Here is a 21,834-nt window from a genome sequence, read left to right as displayed (position 1 = left end):
TAGACCGTTTATTCGGCCAGTACCTTGATGAATTTTAATTTAGACCTTGCTGTACTGCCTTGCAACTCTTTTCGGGTGAGGTAGCCCAGAGCGTTTGGATTGTTGGCCAGAAGGTCGACCATGTGCTGGCTGTCGCGCGCCACGGTGGGTGCTTTGCTGATGCCAATGCATTCCAGAAGTCGCTGAACGGTGCGAAATTCTTCAGTGGTGAAACCCAGGGTGCCTGAAATAAACCGACTGCGTTCGCCAAATGCGTCATCCCGATCAATCACCAACACGGCGGTATCGCCTACCGCTTGGCTTTGACCGGTGTACAGATCGCGCAGTTTTGTTTTCGAAATTTCATTGAAGTGAATGCTGCTGGAGCCCACCAATACCACTTCGGCTTGAACCACGCCGGGGGCTCCGACCATCGTCAACAACGCGAGGCTGGTAATCATTGAATGCAAAAAATGTTTCACGTCAAACCCTTGAAAATACTTTGACTACTTTGGTTAAGTTCTTGACACTACAAATACTAGGAACTTTTTATTTTGTTAAATCTTGTGAACTCAGTGTAAAACATGCCGTGTACTAAAACAATTAGTTGCGCACGGCTTCGCTCAATGTTTTCCGAAACGATTAATCAACACCAGAATTTTCTCGGCCTCATCCACGATGGTGGGCCACACATCCTTGATTTCAGTCATCACCGTGGTTTGTGCTGTCGGGTCTTCCAGTGATTTGTCCATTCTTGAGAACTGTTGTTTCACACTCTCTGTGCCCAACATGCCCAGTACACCGGCCAAAGAATGAATTTCTCGCTTGAAGGTCTGGATGTCATTGGCTTTTGCGCAATCCTCCAGGCGTTCAATCAGGTTTTCACTGGTTTGTAAAAACTTGCCCAAGTACTTGGCCATTCGTTCGGGTTCGAAGCTGTCGACCTTGAAAATCGCAGAGTGGCGTGGGCTTGTTGCGGGTTCTGTGGCCGTGGCGGCGTGCTCTGACAAAGGCAAGCGAGGCGCTTCAAGTCGGGTTTCAAACCCGGTCAACACACCTTCCTTGTTGCGCAGGCAGCGCTTGATGGCATCGAACAGGTTTTTCTCGTGAAATGGTTTGGTGAGCACATCATTAATGCCATGTTCTTCGCAGCGCACACGGGTTTGTTCAAAGGCATGCGCTGTCAAGGCCATGATCGGTGTGACGCAATGGACGGCATTTTCCCGAACCCAGGTGGCCAACTGGTAGCCATCTACGAACGGCATCTCCAGATCCGAGATCATCAGGTCAAAGGGCTCCGGTGTGTTCTTCAGTATTTGAATTGCTTCGCGACCGTCTTTGGCACAGCGAATCTGGTAATTTTTCGGGCTCAGAAAATCAAGCAGTAATTCCATGTTCAAAGGGTGATCTTCCACGATCAACAGTTTGGCTGAACGCGCCTGCGTTGCATCACTTACCGGTGTTTCGCTGGATTGGACCGCCTTGTTCGGAGCGGTCGTTTTCGTGATTGAGGCAGGTGTGGACTGCTGTACTTGACGCTCGGCCAGTTTCATCAGATGAACCGGCAATATGGGTGTGGTCAACACGCGGTTGTTGGGATCTGCCCCATGAATTCGTTGCAGTTCGGTAGCGTTGCGGTTGGAAAGCCAAACCAGATTGTTGTTTTGGTTCAGATGATTTGCTTTGAGCAAAGACAACAGTTCGGGCGACGTCGCGGCAATGTCACTGTCGATGAACACAATGTCTTTGGCTTCAAACGGACGTTGGTCTGTGACAAGTTCTTCTGCCGACAACGCGGCCAGAGGTACATAGAACTGGTCAAGAATGCTGGAGATTGAACGATGCAGCTTTTGGTCCAGCGAGCAAATGTAGGCGCGTTTAATGTCCGGGCCATGCAGCAAATTCGGATTGCGCGCGGGCGCTTCCGCTTCCTGGGTTTTCAGGTTCAGGGTGAAGTAAAACACCGATCCGCGCCCGGGTGTGGAGTGGGCATGGATATCACCTTCCATGAGATGCACTAGCTCCTTGGCAATACTGAGGCCCAGGCCGCTGCCTCCAAACATGCGCGTGGTGCTTGAGTCAGCCTGGGTGAATTTGTCGAATACCCGTTGCAGCTGGTCTTTGCTCATGCCAATGCCAGTGTCACTGACACTGAATTGCAAGGTCACTTGATCATCGAGTTGCTTGAGCACCTTGACGGTGAGGTTGATATGTCCTTCGCTGGTGAACTTGATGGCATTGCCGATCAGGTTTTTTAGAATTTGTCCCACGCGCAAAGAGTCGCCGACCAGCCTGTTCAGGGTGGACTGCAAACCTTTGCCTTGCAGGGTGTACAGCAGGCGAATGTTTTTATCCAGCGCAGAATTACCCAAGGTGCCAAATACTTCTTCCAGCACATCATCAAGGCGGAAAGGACGCTGTTCAAGCTTGAACATGTCCGATTCAATTTTCGACAAGTCCAGAATGCTGTTGAGCAAGTGAAGCAAGTTGTCGCCCGACAATTGGATTTTCGTGAGGTAGTCTTTTTGCTTCTCGTTCAAATCAGTCTTCAGTGTCAGCGCAGTCATGCCGAGAATGGCATTCATGGGCGTGCGAATTTCGTGGCTCATATTGGCCAGGAATGAGCTCTTGATTCTTGATTCATTCTTGGCCCGTTCTTTTTCGACGTTGGCCAGGCTGACTTCTTCAAGTGCTTGTTTCACGCGTTCGCTTTTTTCCAAATCCCGCTGGAATGAACGAATCATTCGGTTGAATGCGCGAATCAGCAAGTTGATTTCGTGCGAACCAGTGCGGTTATTGACACGTACGGTGTAATCGCCCTTCATGATTTCTTCACTGGCGTTGTACAGCGAATTGATCGGATCGATTACTTTTTTCTTGATGGATACCAAGCCTACGAACAAGCCCAGGAGGAACAGCAAGGTGAACACCACGTCCAGATAAACGCTGTAAGTCAGTTCTTTGCGGGAAGCATCAATTAAACCCAGGTAGCGGCTTTTTTCACGTGCAATGAAGGAGGACAGTTCCGCGGACAAGGCGTTGGTCAGCTCAATGTGTTCGCGATCAAACAACACACCGAATGTTTCTTTGACTTCGGGTGGTGACAGGTATTGGCCTTCCTGTTTGTCAACGAAACGGGTAATGCCACTGGCAAAGGCGCTCAGTTCATTTTTCTCAAGTTGATGTCGCAGGTCGAGTATTCGCTCAATGGCAGGCTCGTTCTCCGCGATAAATCGCAGTGAATAAAGCCTCTCACTGAGGTTTTGCCCAATGCCCCACGACACGGCAGAATCTTTATTCTGTCCAGTGATGACATCGACCCAGTAGTCTGCTTCCACTTCGGTGGTGTAAATGCGGCTGCCGTTGTGCAGACCCACAATGTCAAGGTAATGGTTGATGTACTCGGGGTTGCGACTGGCTGCGTACAGCAACACCAGTTTTCGCATGGCTTCGAACTCGGCAAGTGTACGAGTCAAAATGGCTTCGTCGGAAGCCCAAGCCTGATAATAATCTTCCTGAACTGTTTGCTGGTGAATCGAAATACTCTTCACACCGATGCCGAATACCGAGAACACCAGAATGAGTAAACCAAATATTCGAATCAGCAGGGTCAGTTTCATGGGCCAGCCTTGTTATTGGAATTGTTCGGCCCTGGCTCAGTGACTTTGCGCTTCTTCAAGTAACCGCGATTGTCGTTCTGCCTTGGTGAAAATAGACACTGCATGGGCTCGGTTTTGAGCGCCTAGTCTAACAAGTACTTCACGCATGTGGGCTCGAACAGTCTCTGGACTCAAGTTCATGTCACGGGCTGCTTCCTTCGCGGTCATGCCCACAGCAATGCGACGCATGATTTCGACCTGCCGCCACGTGAGTGGTTTTTTCGAGCCTGGTGCGATGATGTTGGACTGAAACTCGTTCTTTGACTTCATCTTGTCCGCACTCATTCCCTCCTGGCAGCTTACGCCGGTGGCCATCAGCCCCTTCATGACCGCATCCAGCAGTTCATGGTAGTCAGCGGATTTGCGCACACAAGGAATTTCCATCTCGGCCAGTTCCAGAAGGATGTCGTCGTGCGTGGTTCCAGTAAATGCCAGCAGTTGTGAGAACGGAAACAGGTCGCGTACACGCTGGGCAGAATTCACCCCTTCGCAGTCGGGCAAGTTCAGATCAAAGATGACAAGGCGCGGATTCTCATGAATATGATGCTCGCTGGCCTGAATGGTGGGCACTTTGAGCACACTCAGGTCTGGGGCATGCTCAGTCAGCATGTCGGCCAGCATCATGGACACCAGTGGATGATCTTCAATTAAAAGTACAGCGTTGGGGTTCATTCGGCAACCTCCCAATTTGTTTGCCAAAAATAAAAACCGGTATTACCGATATGTTCAAATCATGTTACGTGTGAACCCTCGAAGCGATGCCCCTTCATTTGGAGGATGGCTTCATTTGAAGCGTGCGAGTACGAATTGATTTCTCCCTCAAATAGGGGGGGGTCTCTTTGTGTTGATAGCGGCATCCCGGCTATCCACTAACCTAACGTTATTGAGTCTAAATGCCGTTTGGCCAGGTGAATGTAGTGAGTGAGTCAGAATCAAAACCATTGGAAGTCTGGGTCGCTGAAGATTCACCGTTCTACCGGCTTGTGGTGGAAGAGGCCATTGAAGAAATTGCCAAGGTGACTTACCTGTCCATTTCGCTGACTGTGTTCGAGCGCTTTGGTGACATTCGTGCCGCCTTGGATCAAGCGGAACGCGGCTTGCGGCCTTTGCCTGCAGCCGTGCTGTCCGATCTTCACTTTCCTGACAATGCACACGACGACTTGCAAGACATTTTGGTGTTTTACAGCAGGTATGTGCACGCAGTGCCAGTGTCTTACATGTCTTGTAATCTTGAAAGTCTGGAGCTTGCTGAAAGCCTTGCCGAGCATCGATCGGACGCCATGCAGCAGGCCCGGTTTTTGCGCAAAGACACCGCAGAAACCATGACCAACCTGGTCAAGACCATTCATGCCATGGTGTTTGCACCACGCACTCAACACTCAAGTCTTGGGGCCACGCTGGCTTGAGTTTGAGTTCAGATCAGTTTTCAAATACCCGGAATACAATCAGAAAACACGGCGCGTTGCGTGCAGTGTCCAAAAACGGTGAGATCAAAATGTCGCAAGGCACTTTGTTCTCCGCGTTAATCTCGTATTCGGTTTTCACCAGAATTTTCTGGTGGCTTAGAAAACCGACGAGTAACTGGCGATAGTGTCTGGTCGGAATACGGCCATGGATCAGGTGGTATGGGTTGCGCCCAAGCCATTTGTCTCGACCCTGGCCGACAAATGTTTCGAAAGCAGAGTTCACATACAACAAGCCAAAAGGATCTTTGGTGTTGCGAATGTCGTTGGTCACCATGATGACTTCCCGGATTTGTTCAATCGCCGAGTTCAGCATGTACAAATCGCTGCTTTGATTTTTACGTTTGGTGATGTCTTTGATCAGGATGGTATAGCCAGTACCCGATTTGAACACACGCAGTGAAATCCAGCGTTTGATGAATCCTACAAACTGTTCTACCGATTTTGAGAAACCCACCTGATTTACGGTTTCCAGCAAAGCGGCAAATTGGGTTTTGTCGAGGTCAGGAATCAGTTCATTCAAGGGCATTGCGTGGACAAACAGCTCTTTGTCTTTTTGCAGCAAGGTTTTTGCATTCCGGTTTACAAAGCTCACATTCAGGCTGGAGTCAATTTCAACCAGGCCATCGGTGAGGTTGTCGACAATCAGGTTGTAGGTCAGCAGGTTCTTTTCCAGTGCCTGCTCGACCCGGCGTGTTTCGGAAATATCAACAATCGAGCCATAAAGGCCCATGGGTACGCCCTCATCACTGATGGAGGGGCGAATCATCATGCGAAACCATTTCTTTTTTTCATGTTGCCCAAGTGCCTCAAATTCAAGACTGGCCGGTTTGCGGTTGTTGATGCACTCAATAAAAAGTACCGCGATATTGCGACCAGACAATCTGGAGAGAATCGAGCTGAGATGGAAAATTGAATTGAGGGAGTCTTTGCTGGAGCCCAGTACTTCGCGGAGTATTTCAGTGGTTTTTAGCGATCCACTTTCAAGGTGATAATACCAGCCACCCACTTTGGCCAGGGTTCCGGTCAAATTCAAAAGACTTTCATCAAATATTGATTTTTGAACGGAAGATGACTTGTTGATCATTGCCGTGAAATTGGCGATCACCGATGGTTTCTTGAATGCAGTGAATCCTTTTTTTGGGCAAAGCTCCATGCGCAGCCAGGTACTGTTCTCATCTTGAAAGTTCAGGCGTGCCCACACCTCAGAAGGTGAGTTGTTTTTCAGGCATTGATTTAGGATTTTCGAGAATGTTTCCTGATCTTCACCGTAAAGCAAATCAATAAAACTTTCTTTGTGTTTGTTCTTTGTGAATTCTTCGTCACCCGCGTTGGCCAGGCCGGTGATCAATCCTTGATGATCCAGGGCAAGCCTGCCTTTTACTGTCTCCCTCAAGAAAGACTTGGGAAACTTTTTCAGGTCCTGAGCGGGTTCCATGCGTGGCAAGCCGTCGGGGTCGCTTGGGGCCTCTTTGTGAAGATTTTCCAAAGCAGGTTCGCTGATTTTTTTTACCAAACCAAACAAGCGGGTATCACCTGCGTTGCCGCTGTCATAGACCTGTTCTTCAAAACGCACAATGTCGCCACTGGGCAAACGGACTCGGTACACAAAGGCATTTCCATCGCGTTCAAGTCGTGCCTTTTCGACCATTTCACGATCTTCATCGATCGGTAAACTGTTGAACCAGTTGGCCTGTACCACACGGGTTTGTGAGAGATTCAACCATTTCTCCATGGAGGGCGACAATTCAATCAGTCCGCCATGATCGGTGTTCTTCCAGCTACCCAAACCCTGATTGTTGTAGTTGTGTTGTTGTTGTTTGAAATTCAATTCGTTTGATTCTTTGGCTTTCAGAGCACGTTCAACAAGACTGTGTTCAACCAGTTTGGCCAAGGCAATTGCAACGGTCACTTCAGATTTGGTCCAGGTTCGCGCAGTGTTGTCGAGCAGGCAGAATGTGCCAATGTTGTTGCCGTTCACAGAGCGAATGGGGATACCCAAGTAGGCGCGAATCCAGGGGCTGCCAAGCACCAGCGGGTTGGTCTTGAACACAGGGTGTTCAAGGCAGTCGTTGATCACATGCGGTTGATCGTGTTGAATGGTGTGAGAACAAATGGAAAGATCGCGCGGGACTTCCCGTACCTCGAATCCACGTTTGGCTTTGAACCAAAGTCGATCAGAATCAACAAACGCAATGAAGCAGAATGCGCAATTGAACGCGGATAAGCCCAGGTCCACTAACGCTTCAAAGTACTCTTCTTTTTCCGTGTCCAGAATATCGAGTTGGTACAGCTCAGTGAGCCTGACCGCCTCGTTGATTTCCTTTGGACTGCTCATTGTGGAAGTGTCTCCGTCCCTTTTTCCTCTCGGTACTCACTTTACACTTTGTCACCCGTACGAGGGACCACACTTTTGAACTACCCAATAAAAAATAGGAAAGTTTCGTGAGTAATTACCCTAGTTTGTGCTTAAAAGCACCCGCATTTGCTCTACACGTTTGCGGTTCGCGTCCAGGTCGCTGTATCCAACTCGCGAGGCAGAGCGAACATGAAGCAGGCCGCTGCCTTGATCAACGCGAAACTCCACATCATCGACAAAGCCAAAAAGGTCGCTCGTGAAAGTACTGGCCATGTATTGATCGTTGGAAAAATTGACATCGCCACCCAAGAGTTCGATGACTTCTTTCACTTTCAACAGGGGTTCCTCCCCCATGCCTGGCGTGATCTGCAAAGCGGCGATGGCGTGGTCGTCGGAAGGAGAGCTCTCGCTGCTTACACAGTTGGGTTTGTTGGGGCAGGGGGCCAACTGGCCATTGGCCAGTCCGGGGGGCGCACCGGTTTCTGAGTACAGGCCCAAGCCAAAGAAGACAACGATCACCAATGTGATCAACACGATCAAGCTGAGCAATGCTCTTTTCACTTAGTAGCCCCTTCTGTCATATACTAATTGTTAAATTTTCTCCAGTTTAGCGGTCAGTGAGATCAGATGTCCAAGCCTTTGCAGTTTAAGTTGTCCGAAGAAGATATTTCCCGCATCGTAGAAATGGCCTGGGAAGATCGAACGCCATTTGAAGCCATCGAACTTCAGTTTGGTTTGAATGAATCTCAAACCATTGAGCTGATGCGCGCCAGCATGAAAGCCAGTAGTTTCAAAATGTGGCGTGAACGTGTCACTGGCCGAAAAACCAAACACCTGAAGTTGCGTGGCTTTGTTCGCACCAAAGCCTATGCGCCAGGGCATTACAAAGTTCGCTGACTGAGTTTGTTCACCGAGTGACTCGACACCAGTTTCAATCGGGAGGTCTGGAATGCTAAAAGAACAGCACAACTCCCCACTGGCCGCGCGTAGTGGGCGGGACTGGATGCTGTGGTTCGGGCGTGCCTCGCAGCATCTGCCCGACCTTCACCGTGCGTTCCAGTTTTTGGAAAGTAGTTGTGAGCTTCTTGACGCCACTGATGAGGCCGAGTCAAAGTCCAGACTGCGCAAACTCAAACAACTGATTAATCGCTATGTTGGGCAGGCCCGTTGCCCTTCCGCCCAATCGTGCGAGCGAATTGCGATACGCACACAAGTCCTTGATGGATGGTTGCAATCGGAACTGCAGCGCCAGCAAGACCCCAATTTGTTGGTGGAGTTGGGCGCGCACGGACTACAAAAATTGCTGGCCATTTGCGAAGGTGCTGACGACAAGCATGGCTTGTTGCTCAAAGCTGTGCGCGAATTCACGCGCGATTGGCTGAGCATTGTTTCGGCGCGGATTGAAAACCCAATTGAGCGCGCGTACTTGGTGTATCCGGTGGCCATGCTGGATCAGGCTGGCTTGGTCGATCCGTCCTGGTGGTGGAAACAGATTGCCTTGTGTGATCGTCACACCGTTCTAGGTTTGCTTGAGCTTGAAATCAATGAAATGAACGAAATGCAGCCCACCAGCAATGTGAGTTGGCGTTCTTTCGACAAACGGTGGAGAAGGTTGCGTGTTCGCGCACTTCTTGAATATCTTGGTGAAAAGCGCCTGTTGGCTGAGTTGCTGCGAAAGTCGGCTGTTGATGATTTTGAGGCCGTAGTTGCAGTTCGTATGTTGCGTGATTCGGGCCGTTCACGCGATGCGATTGTGCAGGCCGAGCAATGGCTGCGCGCCCTTCCAAGAAGCCCGGTACTGGCCGAAGCTTTGTTCGATTTGTACTGCGATGACGGCTGGGATGAAGAGGCACTGGCGCTGGCTGTGACCCACTATGGTTACGACCCTAACCCAGTGTGGATTGATCGATTGGGGCGTTTGGTGTCGCCTTCAGCCAAGGCACAAATCAGGGCTTGGAAAAAGCAGCCAATCGACTAGGCGCCACTAAAGCAGGTCCATTTGTCCTTTGCGGGTTTTAAAACGAAAGGACTCAAGTACAGTTTTGCCCTGCGGGTTGGCAAAGTGTTTTAACTCCACGCCTGCATTCAACTGCCCTGCTTGCACAACGCGCAAATACCAGCCGCAGTTGCCTTGTTGAATCATTTGTTTTGGGGCTGCGCTGTAACCCATGCGAATGGCAAATTTGTGGCATGGTTCGCGCGGATCGGTTACCCGAAGCCGTACTTCGCCCAACTCAAACTCATCACCTATCCGTACCTGGGTTTCATCCAGACCTTCTATTACCAGGTTTTCACCCAAGAATCCCCAGGGTAAATCGGTGTCCAGGTTCTTTTCCTGGCGGCGCGCTTTCCAGAATTCATAGTGCTCAGCCGGCATCATGTACACGGCCTTGTCCAATCCACCATGCACTGACAAATTGCATTGCTCATCGCCTTCCAGACCCAGCTTTTTCAATTCGATGGGGATCGGGTTTTGTTCAGTGCTTACAGCCTGTTTTTTGATCCCGCTTGCCTCGGTTTTGATGTCACCGGATGCCGTTCGATAGACCAATGGGGCGACCAGTCCCGTGCAAATTGCAATCAGCTTCATGAGGCTCCCGTATTCGTTCAGTTTCGCCACTTTACATGGCCTGTGTCGGAAAGCAAACACCGTATGCGATTAGGTGATAATGCCTATAGGAAAAACTTATTTCCGTTTGCTTACAACATGTTAAACTCGAGGGCTAAGTTTGCGGATAAGCGACATACTGATCGCCCGTGTGCTTGGTGTCATGTTCCGGTCACACTGTAGAGCAGCGCCAAAGCCCCCGCACAAAAGAATTACATTTGTCTATCTGGAGGTTTTAGCATGAGTGCAGTGCTGTCTATGGTCAGCCAGACCGTGCCATCGTATGTCAAGCACAAGAAACTTGTGGCTTGGGTGCAAGAAATTGCAGCCCTTACCGAGCCCAAGAATATTGTGTGGTGCGATGGTTCACAAGAAGAGTACGAACGCCTTTGCGCAGAAATGGTTGAGGCAGGAACACTGCGTAAACTCAACCCTGAAAAGCGCCCCAATTCTTACCTGGCTTGGTCTGATCCCTCAGACGTGGCCCGCGTGGAAGACCGCACTTACATCTGCTCTGAAAAGAAAGAAGATGCGGGCCCCACCAACAACTGGGAAGACCCCGCCAAAATGCGCGCCACCCTGAACGGTTTGTTCAAAGGTTCCATGCGCGGTCGCACCCTTTATGTGGTGCCATTTTCAATGGGCCCTTTGGGTAGCCCAATTGCACACATTGGTGTTGAGTTGTCCGACTCGGCCTATGTGGTTGTCAACATGCGCATGATGACGCGCATGGGCAAAGCCGTTTACGACGTGCTGGGCGAGAGTGGTGAGTTCGTGCCTTGCGTACACACCGTGGGCGCACCTTTGGAAGCTGGCCAGAAAGACGTTGCATGGCCTTGCAACCCAAGCACCAAGTACATTGTTCACTATCCAGAAACCCGCGAAATCTGGTCTTATGGCTCCGGCTACGGCGGCAATGCATTGTTGGGCAAAAAGTGCCTGGCCTTGCGCATCGCCTCAACCATGGGTCGCGATCAAGGCTGGTTGGCCGAGCACATGCTGATTCTGGGTGTTACCAACCCCGAGGGCAAGAAGTACCATGTGGCTGCGGCTTTCCCGTCTGCCTGCGGTAAAACCAACTTTGCCATGTTGATTCCGCCCGCATCCATGCAGGGCTGGAAGGTCACAACAATTGGTGACGACATTGCCTGGATCAAGCCGGACGCCAACGGCAAGTTGCGCGCGATTAACCCTGAAGCGGGTTACTTCGGCGTAGCCCCAGGTACCAACACCAAGACCAACTCAAACTGTATGGCTTCGTTGAATGCCAACGTAATTTTCACCAACGTAGCCCTGACAGATGATGGTGATGTGTGGTGGGAAGGTTTGACCAAGGAAGCGCCTGCGCACCTGGTTGACTGGACCGGCCAGGACTGGACACCTGATTGTGGTCGCAAGGCCTCGCACCCGAATGCCCGTTTCACCGTGGCTGCTGAGCAGAACCCTGTGATCGATAACAACTGGGACAATCCAGCTGGTGTTGAAATCGACGCATTCATTTTTGGTGGTCGCCGTTCAACTACAGTGCCTTTGGTTACTGAAGCGCGCAACTGGGTTGAAGGCGTTTACATGGCGGCAACCATGGGTTCAGAAACCACTGCTGCAGCTTTTGGCCAGCAAGGCGTGGTTCGTCGCGACCCGTTTGCCATGTTGCCATTCTGTGGTTACAACATGTCTGACTACTTCCAGCACTGGCTTGATTTGGGCAAGAAGCTTGAGTCGTCTGGTGCCAAGTTGCCCAGTATTTTCTGCGTAAACTGGTTCCGCACTGATGCAGAAGGCAAGTTTATCTGGCCAGGTTTCGGCGAAAACATGCGTGTTCTGGCGTGGGCCTTGGAACGCGTGGAAGGCAAGGGCAAAGGCGTGGATCACGTATTTGGCACTTCACCCAGCTACGACGATATTTCTTGGGATGGTTTGGAGTTCAGCAAAGAGCAGTTTGATTCCATCACGGCAATCGACAAGGCCGCATGGCTTGAAGAACTCGACCTGCATGCCGAGTTGTTTGAGAAATTGAAGCACAATTTGCCAGCACAGCTGGAAGAGACCAAAGCGCAAATCGCCAGTCGCTTGGCGGCCTGATTTGGCTTGAACGTTTTGACTTTATTCTGATACTCCGGAATTAGTCCTATGGCGGGCGCCCACAAGGCGCCCGTTTTCTTTTCTGCGGATATTCTTCATGTTTGAAAACATTGAGCTGTGGGTACTGGTGGCCTTGTGTGTGGCAGCATTTGGTGCAGGTTTGATCGACGCGATGGTTGGCGGAGGTGGGTTAATTCAAATCCCCGCCTTGTTTGGTTTGATGCCAGGTCAGGGGCATGCCATCTTGCTGGGTACCAATAAGATTTCTAGTGTGGTGGGCACCACATTTGCAGCTTACAAGTATGCCAAGGCCATTCAAGTGCCCTGGAATGCAGTGTTGCCTGCCACGGTCATGGCTTTGATTGGTGCCTATTGCGGTGCCTACATCGTCACCCAAATTTCCACAGAAGTATTGCGTTTGATGCTGCCGTTGCTCCTGATTGCCGTGGCTATTTATACGTTTCTACGTAAAGACCTTGGCAGCGTGCACGCGCCCAAGTTGGATAAGAATCGCGAACGATTCTTTGGTTCCTGTGTGGGTTTGGCGATTGGTTTTTATGATGGATTCTTCGGGCCCGGCACGGGTTCGTTTCTGATGGTGGCGTTTGTTGTTTTCTTTGGTTTTGATTTTCTGGCGGCTACCGCGGGCGCAAAGATGGTGAACATTGCCTGTAATCTCGCTTCGCTGGCGTGGTTTGCACCTGCAGGGCACGTCATTGTGTCGCTTGGTTTGCTCATGGCGGTGTTTAATCTGGCCGGCGCAAGAGTTGGGGCAAGTTTGGCCATTCGTAAAGGTGCAGGTTTTGTGCGCAAAATTCTCTTGGCCGTCGTGTTCTTGCTGATACTGCGTACCAGTTACGACAGTTACTGGCCGTATGTGAAAGCATGGATGGTGTGATTGTTCCACGTGGAACATGACAGGCATGGTCGGCTTTTTGGCGTTGGCTAGGCTAGGCTAGGGTGCTGGCCGCCTTGCCTAAGCAAGTCTTCTGATCCGGCTTGATGCTTCTGGCTTGGGGCATGCGAAACGCATAAGCGTCTTCGCATCGACCTTGCAGGTCGCCCCGCGCTGCGAAGCCGCCGGGAAGCCTCGCAAAGTCGGCAAGGCGGCGCAGCACCCAAGCCTCACCCGTGCTAACGCCAACGCAGTTGCCGTTGCTGCCGCATGCATCGATGCTAGCGCGCTTAGGTCGCAATACCCTCGTGGCGCCGATCAAGAAAACCTGCCCTTGATGTTGAGTTCACCGTCCGTTCGGCAAGGCCGAAAGCGCAGCCCGCCCGCTGTTTAGCGGGTGCGCTTAGGGCGGGTAATCAACAACAAGGGGGTTGTCGGGTTTTCTGGCGAAAGAGGGTATGCGCCTGAGTGGGCCAACAAGCGAACAAACGGGTACACCCCTGAGCATGCTGGGCAACGGGATGCGTCGCCTCGTAGTTGTCTGTTTTCTGTTCCACGTGAAACATGTTCGCTTGGGCAAAATCATGCCGAGGCATATAATTGCGCCATTGTCGCCGAATCGAACGCGTTTGCTTTCGGCATTTGAATTTTGAATCCCACGCTGGATTCCGGCACCAAGTGCCAGGAGTGAAGAATGTTTTATCCCGAAGAGTTTGATGTGATTGTTGTGGGTGGTGGCCATGCAGGTACCGAAGCTGCGCTTGCCGCCGCGCGCGCCGGAAGCAAAACCCTGCTGCTGACCCACAACATCGAAACACTTGGGCAAATGTCATGCAATCCGTCGATTGGTGGTATTGGTAAAGGTCACCTGGTTAAAGAGGTGGATGCATTGGGTGGTGCAATGGCCATTGCCACTGATGAGGCCGGCATTCAGTTCCGTATTTTAAATGGCTCCAAAGGTCCAGCTGTTCGGGCAACTCGCGCGCAAGCAGACCGTGTGTTGTATCGCCAAGCCATTCGCACACGTTTGGAAAATCAGCACAACTTGAGCATTTTTCAACAGTCTGTAGAAGATCTGTTGTTGGATGGCGATCGTGTGTGTGGCGCCGTTACGCAAGTGGGTTTGAAGTTCAAGGCCAAAGCCGTGGTGTTAACCGCAGGCACTTTCTTGAATGGCAAAATCCATGTGGGTTTGCAAAACTACTCCGCGGGCCGGGCAGGGGATCCTCCTTCAATTGGTTTGGGCATGCGCCTGCAAGAAATGAAGTTGCCGCAGGGCCGGTTAAAAACAGGTACGCCTCCACGTATCGATGGCCGCAGCATCGACTTTTCAGTGATGCAGGAACAGCCCGGTGATCTGGATCCGGTACCCGTATTTTCTTATTTGGGCAACACAGCCATGCATCCGCGGCAGTTGCCTTGCTGGATCACGCACACCAACCAGAACACCCATGACATCATTCGCGGTGGCCTGGACCGCAGCCCGATGTACACAGGCGTGATCGAAGGTGTGGGGCCACGTTACTGCCCGTCGATTGAAGACAAAATCCATCGCTTTGCTGACAAGGAATCACACCAAATTTTCCTTGAGCCAGAAGGCTTGACGACCAATGAGTATTATCCAAACGGTGTGTCTACTTCCTTGCCATTCGACGTGCAGTTGAACCTGCTGCACTCCATCAAGGGTTTGGAGAATGCATATATCATGCGGCCCGGTTACGCGATTGAGTACGATTACTTCGATCCGCGCGCGCTGAAAACCACGCTTGAAACCAAGGCCATTGAGGGTTTGTTCTTCGCGGGTCAAATCAATGGCACCACAGGTTACGAAGAGGCGGCTGCTCAAGGTTTGCTGGCGGGTGTCAATGCTGCGCTTCTGGTGCAAGGCAAAGACCAGTGGACTCCCCGTCGCGACGAGGCCTATCTGGGCGTGCTCGTAGACGATTTGACCAGCAAGGGTGTGGCAGAGCCTTACCGCATGTTCACCAGCCGTGCTGAGTACCGTTTAAGCCTGCGTGAAGACAACGCAGATCAACGTTTGACGCCGATTGGTCGAAAACTGGGCTTGGTCGACGATATTCGCTGGAAAGCCTTCTCTGAAAAGCGCGAAGCGGTGGAATTAGAGAAACAACGCTTACGTTCCACGTGGATCAATCCGAAAATTGTGGCCCAAGCCGAAGCCGAGCGGGTATTGCACAAAGGGATTGATCGGGAGTACAACCTGTACGATTTGCTCAAACGCCCGGATGTCAGCTATCAAGATCTAAGTACCCTCAGTAAAGAGAATGGTGACCTGGCTTTGTCTAATCCCCTGGAGCAAACGGATTTGATTTCCCAGTTGGAAATTGAAGTGAAGTATGCGGGTTACGTGCTTCGGCAGCAGGCCGAAGTAGAGCGAGGCGCGGGCAATGAATCAATCCGCCTGCCCGCTGATTTTGATTATTCCGGCGTCAATGGCCTGAGCAAAGAAGTGCAGCAAAAGTTGAACACCCACAAGCCGGAAACGATCGGCCAGGCTGGCCGTATTCAAGGTATCACCCCAGCGGCTATCTCACTCTTGCTGGTGCATTTGAAGAAACGTGATTTGTTGAATCGAAGCGCCAGTGCAAACAAGTCGGCTGACGGAACTGCGGAGCAGGTTGCTTGAATTCACTGCACCGAAAACCAAAGTCTGAAACCCTTGGGTCTTCAGACCAGGATCTGCTGGAAAAGGGAATCGCAAATCTGCGTTTGGGTTTGAATTCCGAACAGCATGCACAGCTTTTTAAATATGGCCAGCTGATTCAGAAATGGAACCGGGTGTACAACCTCACTGCCATTCGCAACAATCGCGAGCTGATCACACACCATTTGCTGGATTCCCTGGCGGTACTGCCCGAAATTGCGTTTGCCTTGCAGGCTACTGGCAGCCCCAGAATTCTGGATGTGGGTGCAGGCGCAGGCTTGCCCGGTTTGGTATTGGCGATTGCGCAGCCTAACTGGCAGATCACGCTGATCGACACGGTTCAGAAAAAAGCCGCTTTCATGCAGCAAGCCATTGCCACCCTGGGTTTGAAGAACGCGCAGGCAGTGCACGGGCGGGTCGAAGAGTTTCAGGCCGATGTCCCGTTTGATCTGATTTGCTCCCGTGCCTTTTCCAGCATCGAGAATTTCATTGCGCTGAGCCAGCATGTATTGGCTGAGCATGGCCAGTTCGCGGCTCTGAAGGGCAGGGTTGAGGTGGACGGCGAAGTTCCTGCCGGTTGGAGAATTGATGCGCTTCATCCAATTGAAGTGCCATTCTTGGACGAGGCAAGGCACTTGTTCATGATTAAACGCTAAAATCAAAGCATTCATTCACAGGACAAGAAGATGGCGAAAGTTTTCTGCATTGCCAACCAGAAAGGTGGCGTGGGAAAAACCACCACAGCGGTGAATCTGGCAGCAGGTTTGGCCATGGCCAAACAACGCGTGCTGCTGGTCGATCTGGATCCTCAGGGCAACGCCACCATGGGCTGTGGTATCGACAAGCGCAGCGTCAAACACACGGTGTACCAGGTTTTGGTCGGCATGGTGGGTGTGGCCGAGGCCACTGTTCGTGCAGAAGGCGAGTTTGATGTTCTGGCAGCCAACCGTGAACTTGCAGGCGCAGAAGTCGAAATGGTCGAGTTTGAAGACCGTGAAATCAAGCTGCGTGAAGCCATTTCCGAGGTAGACGATCAATACGATTTCATCTTGATCGACTGTCCGCCCGCGCTGTCTTTGCTGACCCTGAACGCCCTGTGTTGTGCCAATGGCGTGGTCATTCCCATGCAGTGCGAATACTACGCACTGGAAGGTTTGAGCGATCTGGTCAACACCATCAAGCAGGTCTGTAAAAACTTGAACCCCAACTTGACCATCATTGGCTTGTTGCGGGTGATGTACGACCCACGAATGACACTGGCTCAGCAGGTTTCCGCTCAGCTGGAAAAGCATTTCGGCAACAAGGTGTTCAAAACCATCATCCCCCGCAATGTTCGCCTGGCCGAAGCGCCCAGTTATGGGGTCCCCGGTGTGTTGTTCGACAAATCCAGCAAGGGTGCCAAGGCCTATTTGGACTTCGCCAATGAAATGGTCGACCGGCTGGGTCTTCCCATTGCTGCATAACTTAATCAACGACAAGAAGATATGAACGCAATCAAACGCACGAAAGGCCTGGGCCGTGGCTTGGAAGCGCTTTTAGGCCCTTCTGGTGACGATGTCAACAAAGACATGGGTGAGCAGGTCATGACGCTGCCCCTGGGCAAGCTGCAGGCCGGTAAATACCAGCCACGATCCCGCATGGATGAGTCGTCACTCATGGAGCTGGCTGAGTCCATCAAAAGTCAGGGCATCATGCAGCCCATTCTGGTTCGCCCGATCGGCTCTGGAAAATACGAAATTATTGCGGGCGAGCGTCGCTTCCGCGCTTCCAAACTGGCGGGTTTGGAAGAAGTACCTGTGTTGGTGCGTGCTGTGCCCGACGAATCAGCGCTGGCTATGGCGCTGATTGAAAACATTCAGCGCGAAGACCTGAACCCGCTTGAAGAAGCCCTGGGCGTTCAGCGCCTTATTCGTGAATTCAATTTGACCCATGAAGATGCCGCCCGTGCCATTGGTCGATCCCGCAGTGCAACAAGCAATATGTTGCGCTTGCTCAACCTGGCTGAGCCGGTTCAAACCATGTTGCTGGCTGGCGACATTGAAATGGGTCATGCCCGCGCGCTATTGGCTTTAACCGCAGCCGAGCAAATTGCCTGTGCCAATGAAGTGGTGAACAAGCGCCTTTCGGTGCGTGAAACCGAAAAGCTGGTCAATGACTGGGCCAGCGATGCAGATCGTCAATCAGCCAAGCCCAAACAAACGGCCGATGTGCGCCGGCTTGAAGAAGGATTGGCAGACTGGCTGGCCAGCGCTGTTCAGTTAAAAGCCAATGCAAATGGCAAGGGCAGTGTTACTATTAAATTCAATAATTTGGACGAGCTGGACGGTGTGCTGGAGCGCATCGGCTTTCCCAAAGAAGAGCTTTGAGTTTTGCACCAAATCGGTGTGAAAAATAAGCCGTTTTCGTTTGACTAGGGGCCGTACAAACCCCTATAATCTGGCGGTTTGTCAAAAACACGTGAGCCTTGCGGAAAATACGTACCCGACATAGGTACTCAACCAAGGTTAAATGTGGCAGCGCAGCAAATATGTGGAAAATAGTTGGACTCCAATGGGTCGTCGGGGTGGCAGTTTGCCTCCTCATGTTGTTGGTGTCCCCAATTCATGCGCAGTCTGCCGCTTGGGGTTTCGTTGCTGTCGCGTTGCCGAGCACTTTGTTCGCCGCACGGTTGGCCTTGGGTAGTAAAACCCCCATGGGCGGAACCTTTGTGTTTTTGGCCGGAGAATTCCTGAAGGTTGGCGCAACAATCGCAATCATGTTTGTAGCGAGTCAAGTTGATCCGAACATTGTTTGGTGGTCCTTGATCCTCACAGCGGTCGTCACCCTCAAAAGCTATTTTTTGGCATTTTTCTTGAGATAAGTATGGCATCTTCACCGAATGGGCTAACCCCCTCAGAGTACATCGTCCATCACTTGCAGCATTTCGCTACCGATAAGCAAAAATTTATCGTCGATTTCTCAGTGATCAACCTGGACACGATGTTTTTCTCCATCCTGTCTGGTCTAATCGTAATCTTCATGTTGCGCAAAGCGGCTTCCAAAGCCACTTCTGGCGTGCCAGGCCGTTTTCAGGGCTTTGTAGAAATGATGGTGGAAATGGTCGAGAACCAATCCAAAGCCATCGTTCATGGCGATCGCAGTTTCATCGCTCCCCTGGCATTGACCGTGTTCCTCTGGATTGTGGTCATGAATGCCTTTGACTTGGTGCCTGTGGATCTCATCCCCATGGCGTGGGGCGAGTTGCTGTATGCGCTGGGTTTTGCTGCCAGCCCCGGCGACCCCTACATGCGCGTAGTGGCCACTGCTGACCTGAACGGTGCACTGGGCATGTCCTTGGGTGTGCTGGTACTCATGCTGTACTACTCTGTAAAAATCAAGGGTGCAGGTGGCTTCGTTCATGAACTGTTCTGTGCACCGTTCGGTTCCAACCCACTGCTTTGGATCCCCAACTTTGTATTGAACCTCATTGAATTTGCCGCGAAGACCGTGTCCCTGGGCATGCGACTGTTCGGCAACATGTACGCAGGCGAATTGGTGTTCATGCTGATCGCTTTGCTGGGTGGCGCTGCTGCGTTGTCCTTGGGTGGAGCATTTGCCTTCTTGGGCCATGTATTGGCCGGAACAATCTGGGCGATTTTCCACATTCTGATCGTGTTGCTTCAGGGCTTCATTTTCATGATGTTGACCTTGATCTACATTGGCCAGGCGCATCAGGGCCACTGATCAATTTTTAGTTTTTTTGGTTTTTTTAATTTTTCATTTTTTCAATTTAAGGAGTTGTCATGACTAACGTTGCTTTCGTAGCTCTTGCTTGCGGCATTATCATTGGTTTGGGTGCTATCGGTGCCTGTATCGGTATCGCGATCATGGGTGGTAAGTACCTGGAAGCTTCTGCTCGCCAGCCAGAACTGATGAACGAACTGCAAACAAAGATGTTCGTTTTGGCCGGTCTGATCGACGCTGCGTTCCTGATCGGTGTTGGTATCGCGATGATGTTCGCGTTTGCTAACCCATTTGTTGGTTAATTTACAGCCACTTCCTTCGAACAACACCGCACGAATGTTTTAAGTCCAATTCGTGCGTTTTAGAGGAAACATGCCGTGAACTTAAACGCAACGCTGTTTGCTCAGCTCGTCGTTTTCTTCATCTTGGCGGTCTTTACGATGAAATTCGTTTGGCCCCCGCTGATCAAGAGCATCGATGAGCGTGCAAAGAAAATCGCAGACGGCCTGGCCGCTGCAGAACGTGGTAAGCAGGCTTTGGCAGATGCTGGTCGTAAAGCTGAACAGGAATTGGCTGCAAGCCGTTCTGAAAATCAGCAGCGTCTGGCTGAAGCTGAAAAGCGTGCCCAGCAGATTATTGAAGAGGCAAAACAACAAGCCGAAGTTGAGCGCAAGCGAATTCTTGCGCAGGCTGAAGCGGAAGCTGCGAACGAAGCACAACGTGCCCGTGACCAGTTGCGCGATCAGTTGGCAACACTCGTGGTGAAAGGCGCAGAACAAATCCTGAAGAAGGAAGTGAACGCCCAGGCCCACGCAGATTTGCTCAATCAACTGAAAGCGGAACTGTAAGCCTAACGAGCTAAGGAAACACAACATGGTCGAACTATCCACCATCGCCCGTCCTTACGCTGAAGCAGCGTTTGATGTTGCCAAAACATCGAACCTGAATCAGTGGAGTGATTGGCTACAGTCGTGGTCGGCAGTCGCAAGCAACGAAGACATCAAATTGCTGGTCAGCAACCCAAAGTTGACTGACGAGCAGGTGTTGAAAGTGTTTGTTGAACTGACCAAGACACCGGCGGAAGCGCAAGCAATGAATTTCTTGGGTGCGCTTGTGGAAAATGGCCGTTTGCTGGCCTTGCCAGAAATCGCTCGACAGTTCGAAGAATTGAAGAACAGCCATGAAGGTTCTGCAGATGCGATCATCGCCTCTGCATTCCCCATGACTGATGCTGAAGTTCAAAACGTACGTGGTGCATTGGAAAAGAAATTTGGTTCCAAATTGAACGTCACTGTTCAAGTGGATGAATCGCTGATTGGTGGCGTTTGCGTCACTGTGGGCGACCAAATTTTGGATAGTTCGGTGCGCGGCAAACTCAACGCGATGAAGGCGGCTTTAACAGCCTAACTTGGCCCTCAAACGTAATTGGAGCAATCAATATGCAGATTAATCCCTCTGAGATCAGTGAACTGATCAAGAGCCGGATCGAAGGCCTCGGATCATCGGCCGACATCCGGACACAAGGTACTGTAGTGTCCGTGAGCGACGGTATTTGCCGCGTTCATGGTTTGTCAGATGTAATGCAAGGTGAAATGCTGGAATTCCCGGGCAACACCTTTGGTTTGGCGCTCAACCTGGAACGTGATTCCGTGGGTGTCGTTATTTTGGGTTCTTACGAGCACATTTCTGAAGGCGACATGGTCAAGTGTACCGGCCGTATTCTGGAAGTGCCAGTGGGTCCCGAGTTGCGTGGTCGCGTGGTAAACGCATTGGGTGTGCCTATCGACGGCAAGGGCCCAGTGAACGCCAAGATGACCGACGTGATCGAAAAAGTGGCGCCAGGTGTGATTGAACGTAAATCCGTAGACCAGCCACTGCAAACCGGTGTAAAGGCGATTGACGCCATGGTTCCTGTTGGCCGTGGCCAGCGTGAATTGATCATTGGTGACCGCCAGACTGGTAAAACAGCTGTTGCGATCGACGCGATCATTAACCAGAAAGGCACTGGCGTAACTTGCGTGTACGTGGCTGTGGGCCAAAAAGCCTCTTCCATCGTAAACGTATTGCGCAAACTGGAAGAGCACGGCGCGCTGGAGTACACAATTGTTGTGGTGGCTTCCGCTTCAGAATCAGCAGCCATGCAGTATTTGGCTCCTTACTCTGGTTGCACCATGGGTGAATACTTCCGCGATCGCGGTGAAGACGCCCTGATTGTGTACGACGATCTGTCCAAGCAAGCTGTAGCCTACCGTCAAATTTCCCTGTTGCTGCGTCGTCCACCCGGTCGCGAAGCTTACCCAGGTGACGTGTTCTATCTACACAGCCGTTTGCTGGAGCGCGCATCACGCGTGAACGCCGAATACGTTGAAAAATTCACCAAGGGTGAAGTGAAAGGCAAAAC

At 51.3% G+C, this 21,834-nt stretch carries 22 protein-coding genes; 15 read left to right on the top strand and 7 right to left on the bottom strand.

Annotated features, from left to right (window positions below; translation table 11 throughout):
* Positions 1 to 8: 8 nt before the first annotated feature.
* The 3 genes from B4N58_RS14700 to B4N58_RS14690 all read right to left on the bottom strand — a co-directional run bounded on the left by B4N58_RS14700 (position 9) and on the right by B4N58_RS14690 (position 4,310).
* Positions 9 to 440 carry a hypothetical protein gene (locus B4N58_RS14700; protein WP_291750525.1) on the bottom strand — a complete coding sequence of 144 codons (432 nt, stop codon included), beginning with the start codon at positions 438 to 440 and terminating at the stop codon, positions 9 to 11.
* A gap of 162 nt (positions 441 to 602) precedes the next feature.
* Positions 603 to 3,599: an ATP-binding protein gene (locus B4N58_RS14695; protein WP_008247048.1), complete on the bottom strand. Its 2,997-nt coding sequence runs from the start codon at positions 3,597 to 3,599 to the stop codon at positions 603 to 605.
* A gap of 36 nt (positions 3,600 to 3,635) precedes the next feature.
* Positions 3,636 to 4,310 (bottom strand): response regulator transcription factor, encoded by a 675-nt coding sequence (locus B4N58_RS14690; protein WP_291750524.1) that lies wholly within the window; start codon positions 4,308 to 4,310, stop codon positions 3,636 to 3,638.
* A gap of 245 nt (positions 4,311 to 4,555) precedes the next feature.
* Between B4N58_RS14690 and B4N58_RS14685 the strand changes: the two genes are divergently transcribed.
* Positions 4,556 to 5,044: a hypothetical protein gene (locus B4N58_RS14685; RefSeq protein WP_291750523.1), complete on the top strand. Its 489-nt coding sequence runs from the start codon at positions 4,556 to 4,558 to the stop codon at positions 5,042 to 5,044.
* 13 nt (positions 5,045 to 5,057) lie between these two features.
* On the opposite strand, the gene B4N58_RS14680 is transcribed toward B4N58_RS14685, so the two are convergent.
* Positions 5,058 to 7,439, bottom strand: coding sequence for a GAF domain-containing protein (locus B4N58_RS14680; protein ID WP_291750522.1), 2,382 nt, complete (start codon positions 7,437 to 7,439; stop codon positions 5,058 to 5,060).
* Between the two features lie 120 nt (positions 7,440 to 7,559).
* Complete coding sequence (locus tag B4N58_RS14675) at positions 7,560 to 8,021, bottom strand: DUF1499 domain-containing protein (RefSeq protein WP_008247058.1); 462 nt, start codon at positions 8,019 to 8,021, stop codon at positions 7,560 to 7,562.
* A 66-nt stretch (positions 8,022 to 8,087) separates the two neighbouring features.
* On the opposite strand from B4N58_RS14675, the gene B4N58_RS14670 reads away from it, so the two are divergent.
* On the top strand, positions 8,088 to 8,357 hold the full coding sequence (locus tag B4N58_RS14670) for a TIGR03643 family protein (RefSeq protein ID WP_008247059.1): 270 nt from the start codon (positions 8,088 to 8,090) through the stop codon (positions 8,355 to 8,357).
* A 52-nt stretch (positions 8,358 to 8,409) separates the two neighbouring features.
* Positions 8,410 to 9,438, top strand: a complete 1,029-nt coding sequence (locus B4N58_RS14665) for a hypothetical protein (protein WP_291750521.1) — start codon at positions 8,410 to 8,412, stop codon at positions 9,436 to 9,438.
* 6 nt (positions 9,439 to 9,444) lie between these two features.
* Here the strand turns inward: B4N58_RS14665 and B4N58_RS14660 are convergent, their stop codons facing one another.
* Positions 9,445 to 10,050: an MOSC domain-containing protein gene (locus B4N58_RS14660; protein ID WP_291750520.1), complete on the bottom strand. Its 606-nt coding sequence runs from the start codon at positions 10,048 to 10,050 to the stop codon at positions 9,445 to 9,447.
* A gap of 258 nt (positions 10,051 to 10,308) precedes the next feature.
* On the opposite strand from B4N58_RS14660, the gene B4N58_RS14655 reads away from it, so the two are divergent.
* Positions 10,309 to 12,150, top strand: a complete 1,842-nt coding sequence (locus B4N58_RS14655; protein WP_008247067.1) for a phosphoenolpyruvate carboxykinase (GTP) — start codon at positions 10,309 to 10,311, stop codon at positions 12,148 to 12,150.
* A 97-nt stretch (positions 12,151 to 12,247) separates the two neighbouring features.
* Entirely contained in the window at positions 12,248 to 13,048 is an 801-nt protein-coding gene (locus B4N58_RS14650) for a sulfite exporter TauE/SafE family protein (protein ID WP_291750519.1), read from the top strand.
* 52 nt (positions 13,049 to 13,100) lie between these two features.
* Here B4N58_RS14650 and B4N58_RS14645 read toward each other — a convergent pair whose 3' ends face one another.
* Complete coding sequence (locus tag B4N58_RS14645) at positions 13,101 to 13,346, bottom strand: hypothetical protein (RefSeq protein WP_291750518.1); 246 nt, start codon at positions 13,344 to 13,346, stop codon at positions 13,101 to 13,103.
* A gap of 393 nt (positions 13,347 to 13,739) precedes the next feature.
* On the opposite strand from B4N58_RS14645, the gene mnmG reads away from it, so the two are divergent.
* The 10 genes from mnmG to atpA all read left to right on the top strand — a co-directional run.
* Complete coding sequence (mnmG, locus tag B4N58_RS14640) at positions 13,740 to 15,692, top strand: tRNA uridine-5-carboxymethylaminomethyl(34) synthesis enzyme MnmG (RefSeq protein WP_291750517.1); 1,953 nt, start codon at positions 13,740 to 13,742, stop codon at positions 15,690 to 15,692.
* Complete coding sequence (rsmG, locus tag B4N58_RS14635) at positions 15,689 to 16,366, top strand: 16S rRNA (guanine(527)-N(7))-methyltransferase RsmG (protein WP_291750516.1); 678 nt, start codon at positions 15,689 to 15,691, stop codon at positions 16,364 to 16,366. Before mnmG ends, rsmG begins: the two co-directional genes overlap by 4 nt.
* 30 nt (positions 16,367 to 16,396) lie before the next feature.
* A complete protein-coding gene (locus B4N58_RS14630; RefSeq protein ID WP_008247077.1) occupies positions 16,397 to 17,173 on the top strand; it encodes a ParA family protein in 777 nt (258 codons plus the stop codon).
* 21 nt (positions 17,174 to 17,194) lie between these two features.
* Complete coding sequence (locus B4N58_RS14625; RefSeq protein WP_291750515.1) at positions 17,195 to 18,076, top strand: ParB/RepB/Spo0J family partition protein; 882 nt, start codon at positions 17,195 to 17,197, stop codon at positions 18,074 to 18,076.
* Between the two features lie 161 nt (positions 18,077 to 18,237).
* Positions 18,238 to 18,570, top strand: a complete 333-nt coding sequence (locus B4N58_RS15690; protein ID WP_083797047.1) for an ATP synthase subunit I — start codon at positions 18,238 to 18,240, stop codon at positions 18,568 to 18,570.
* 2 nt (positions 18,571 to 18,572) lie between these two features.
* Positions 18,573 to 19,433: a F0F1 ATP synthase subunit A gene (gene atpB / locus B4N58_RS14620; RefSeq protein WP_040512007.1), complete on the top strand. Its 861-nt coding sequence runs from the start codon at positions 18,573 to 18,575 to the stop codon at positions 19,431 to 19,433.
* A gap of 59 nt (positions 19,434 to 19,492) precedes the next feature.
* Positions 19,493 to 19,735, top strand: a complete 243-nt coding sequence (gene atpE / locus B4N58_RS14615; protein ID WP_008247085.1) for a F0F1 ATP synthase subunit C — start codon at positions 19,493 to 19,495, stop codon at positions 19,733 to 19,735.
* Between the two features lie 75 nt (positions 19,736 to 19,810).
* Positions 19,811 to 20,281, top strand: coding sequence for a F0F1 ATP synthase subunit B (locus B4N58_RS14610; protein ID WP_040512009.1), 471 nt, complete (start codon positions 19,811 to 19,813; stop codon positions 20,279 to 20,281).
* 25 nt (positions 20,282 to 20,306) lie between these two features.
* The gene (locus B4N58_RS14605; RefSeq protein ID WP_008247087.1) at positions 20,307 to 20,840 is read left to right on the top strand and encodes a F0F1 ATP synthase subunit delta; all 534 of its coding nucleotides are present in this window, start codon (positions 20,307 to 20,309) and stop codon (positions 20,838 to 20,840) included.
* 32 nt (positions 20,841 to 20,872) lie between these two features.
* Positions 20,873 to 21,834 (top strand): F0F1 ATP synthase subunit alpha (gene atpA, locus B4N58_RS14600; protein WP_291750514.1); only part of this gene is annotated, 962 nt, incomplete at its 3' end.

The sequence above is a fragment of the Limnobacter sp. UBA3528 genome, from assembly GCF_002377005.1.
Classification (GTDB): Bacteria; Pseudomonadota; Gammaproteobacteria; order Burkholderiales; family Burkholderiaceae_B; genus Limnobacter.
The sequence above is the reverse complement of the archived record's forward strand: the minus strand, read 5'-3'. Positions and strand labels throughout refer to the sequence as shown.

Coding starts and splice junctions, on each gene's coding strand:
- B4N58_RS14700 (WP_291750525.1), bottom strand. CDS start 440: ATGATTACCAGCCTCGCGTTGTTGACGATGGTCGGAGCCCCCGGCGTG.
- B4N58_RS14695 (WP_008247048.1), bottom strand. CDS start 3,599: ATGAAACTGACCCTGCTGATTCGAATATTTGGTTTACTCATTCTGGTG.
- B4N58_RS14690 (WP_291750524.1), bottom strand. CDS start 4,310: ATGAACCCCAACGCTGTACTTTTAATTGAAGATCATCCACTGGTGTCC.
- B4N58_RS14680 (WP_291750522.1), bottom strand. CDS start 7,439: ATGAGCAGTCCAAAGGAAATCAACGAGGCGGTCAGGCTCACTGAGCTG.
- B4N58_RS14670 (WP_008247059.1), top strand. CDS start 8,088: ATGTCCAAGCCTTTGCAGTTTAAGTTGTCCGAAGAAGATATTTCCCGC.
- B4N58_RS14665 (WP_291750521.1), top strand. CDS start 8,410: ATGCTAAAAGAACAGCACAACTCCCCACTGGCCGCGCGTAGTGGGCGG.
- B4N58_RS14660 (WP_291750520.1), bottom strand. CDS start 10,050: ATGAAGCTGATTGCAATTTGCACGGGACTGGTCGCCCCATTGGTCTAT.
- B4N58_RS14655 (WP_008247067.1), top strand. CDS start 10,309: ATGAGTGCAGTGCTGTCTATGGTCAGCCAGACCGTGCCATCGTATGTC.
- B4N58_RS14650 (WP_291750519.1), top strand. CDS start 12,248: ATGTTTGAAAACATTGAGCTGTGGGTACTGGTGGCCTTGTGTGTGGCA.
- mnmG (WP_291750517.1), top strand. CDS start 13,740: ATGTTTTATCCCGAAGAGTTTGATGTGATTGTTGTGGGTGGTGGCCAT.
- B4N58_RS14630 (WP_008247077.1), top strand. CDS start 16,397: ATGGCGAAAGTTTTCTGCATTGCCAACCAGAAAGGTGGCGTGGGAAAA.
- B4N58_RS14625 (WP_291750515.1), top strand. CDS start 17,195: ATGAACGCAATCAAACGCACGAAAGGCCTGGGCCGTGGCTTGGAAGCG.
- B4N58_RS15690 (WP_083797047.1), top strand. CDS start 18,238: ATGTGGAAAATAGTTGGACTCCAATGGGTCGTCGGGGTGGCAGTTTGC.
- atpB (WP_040512007.1), top strand. CDS start 18,573: ATGGCATCTTCACCGAATGGGCTAACCCCCTCAGAGTACATCGTCCAT.
- atpE (WP_008247085.1), top strand. CDS start 19,493: ATGACTAACGTTGCTTTCGTAGCTCTTGCTTGCGGCATTATCATTGGT.
- B4N58_RS14605 (WP_008247087.1), top strand. CDS start 20,307: ATGGTCGAACTATCCACCATCGCCCGTCCTTACGCTGAAGCAGCGTTT.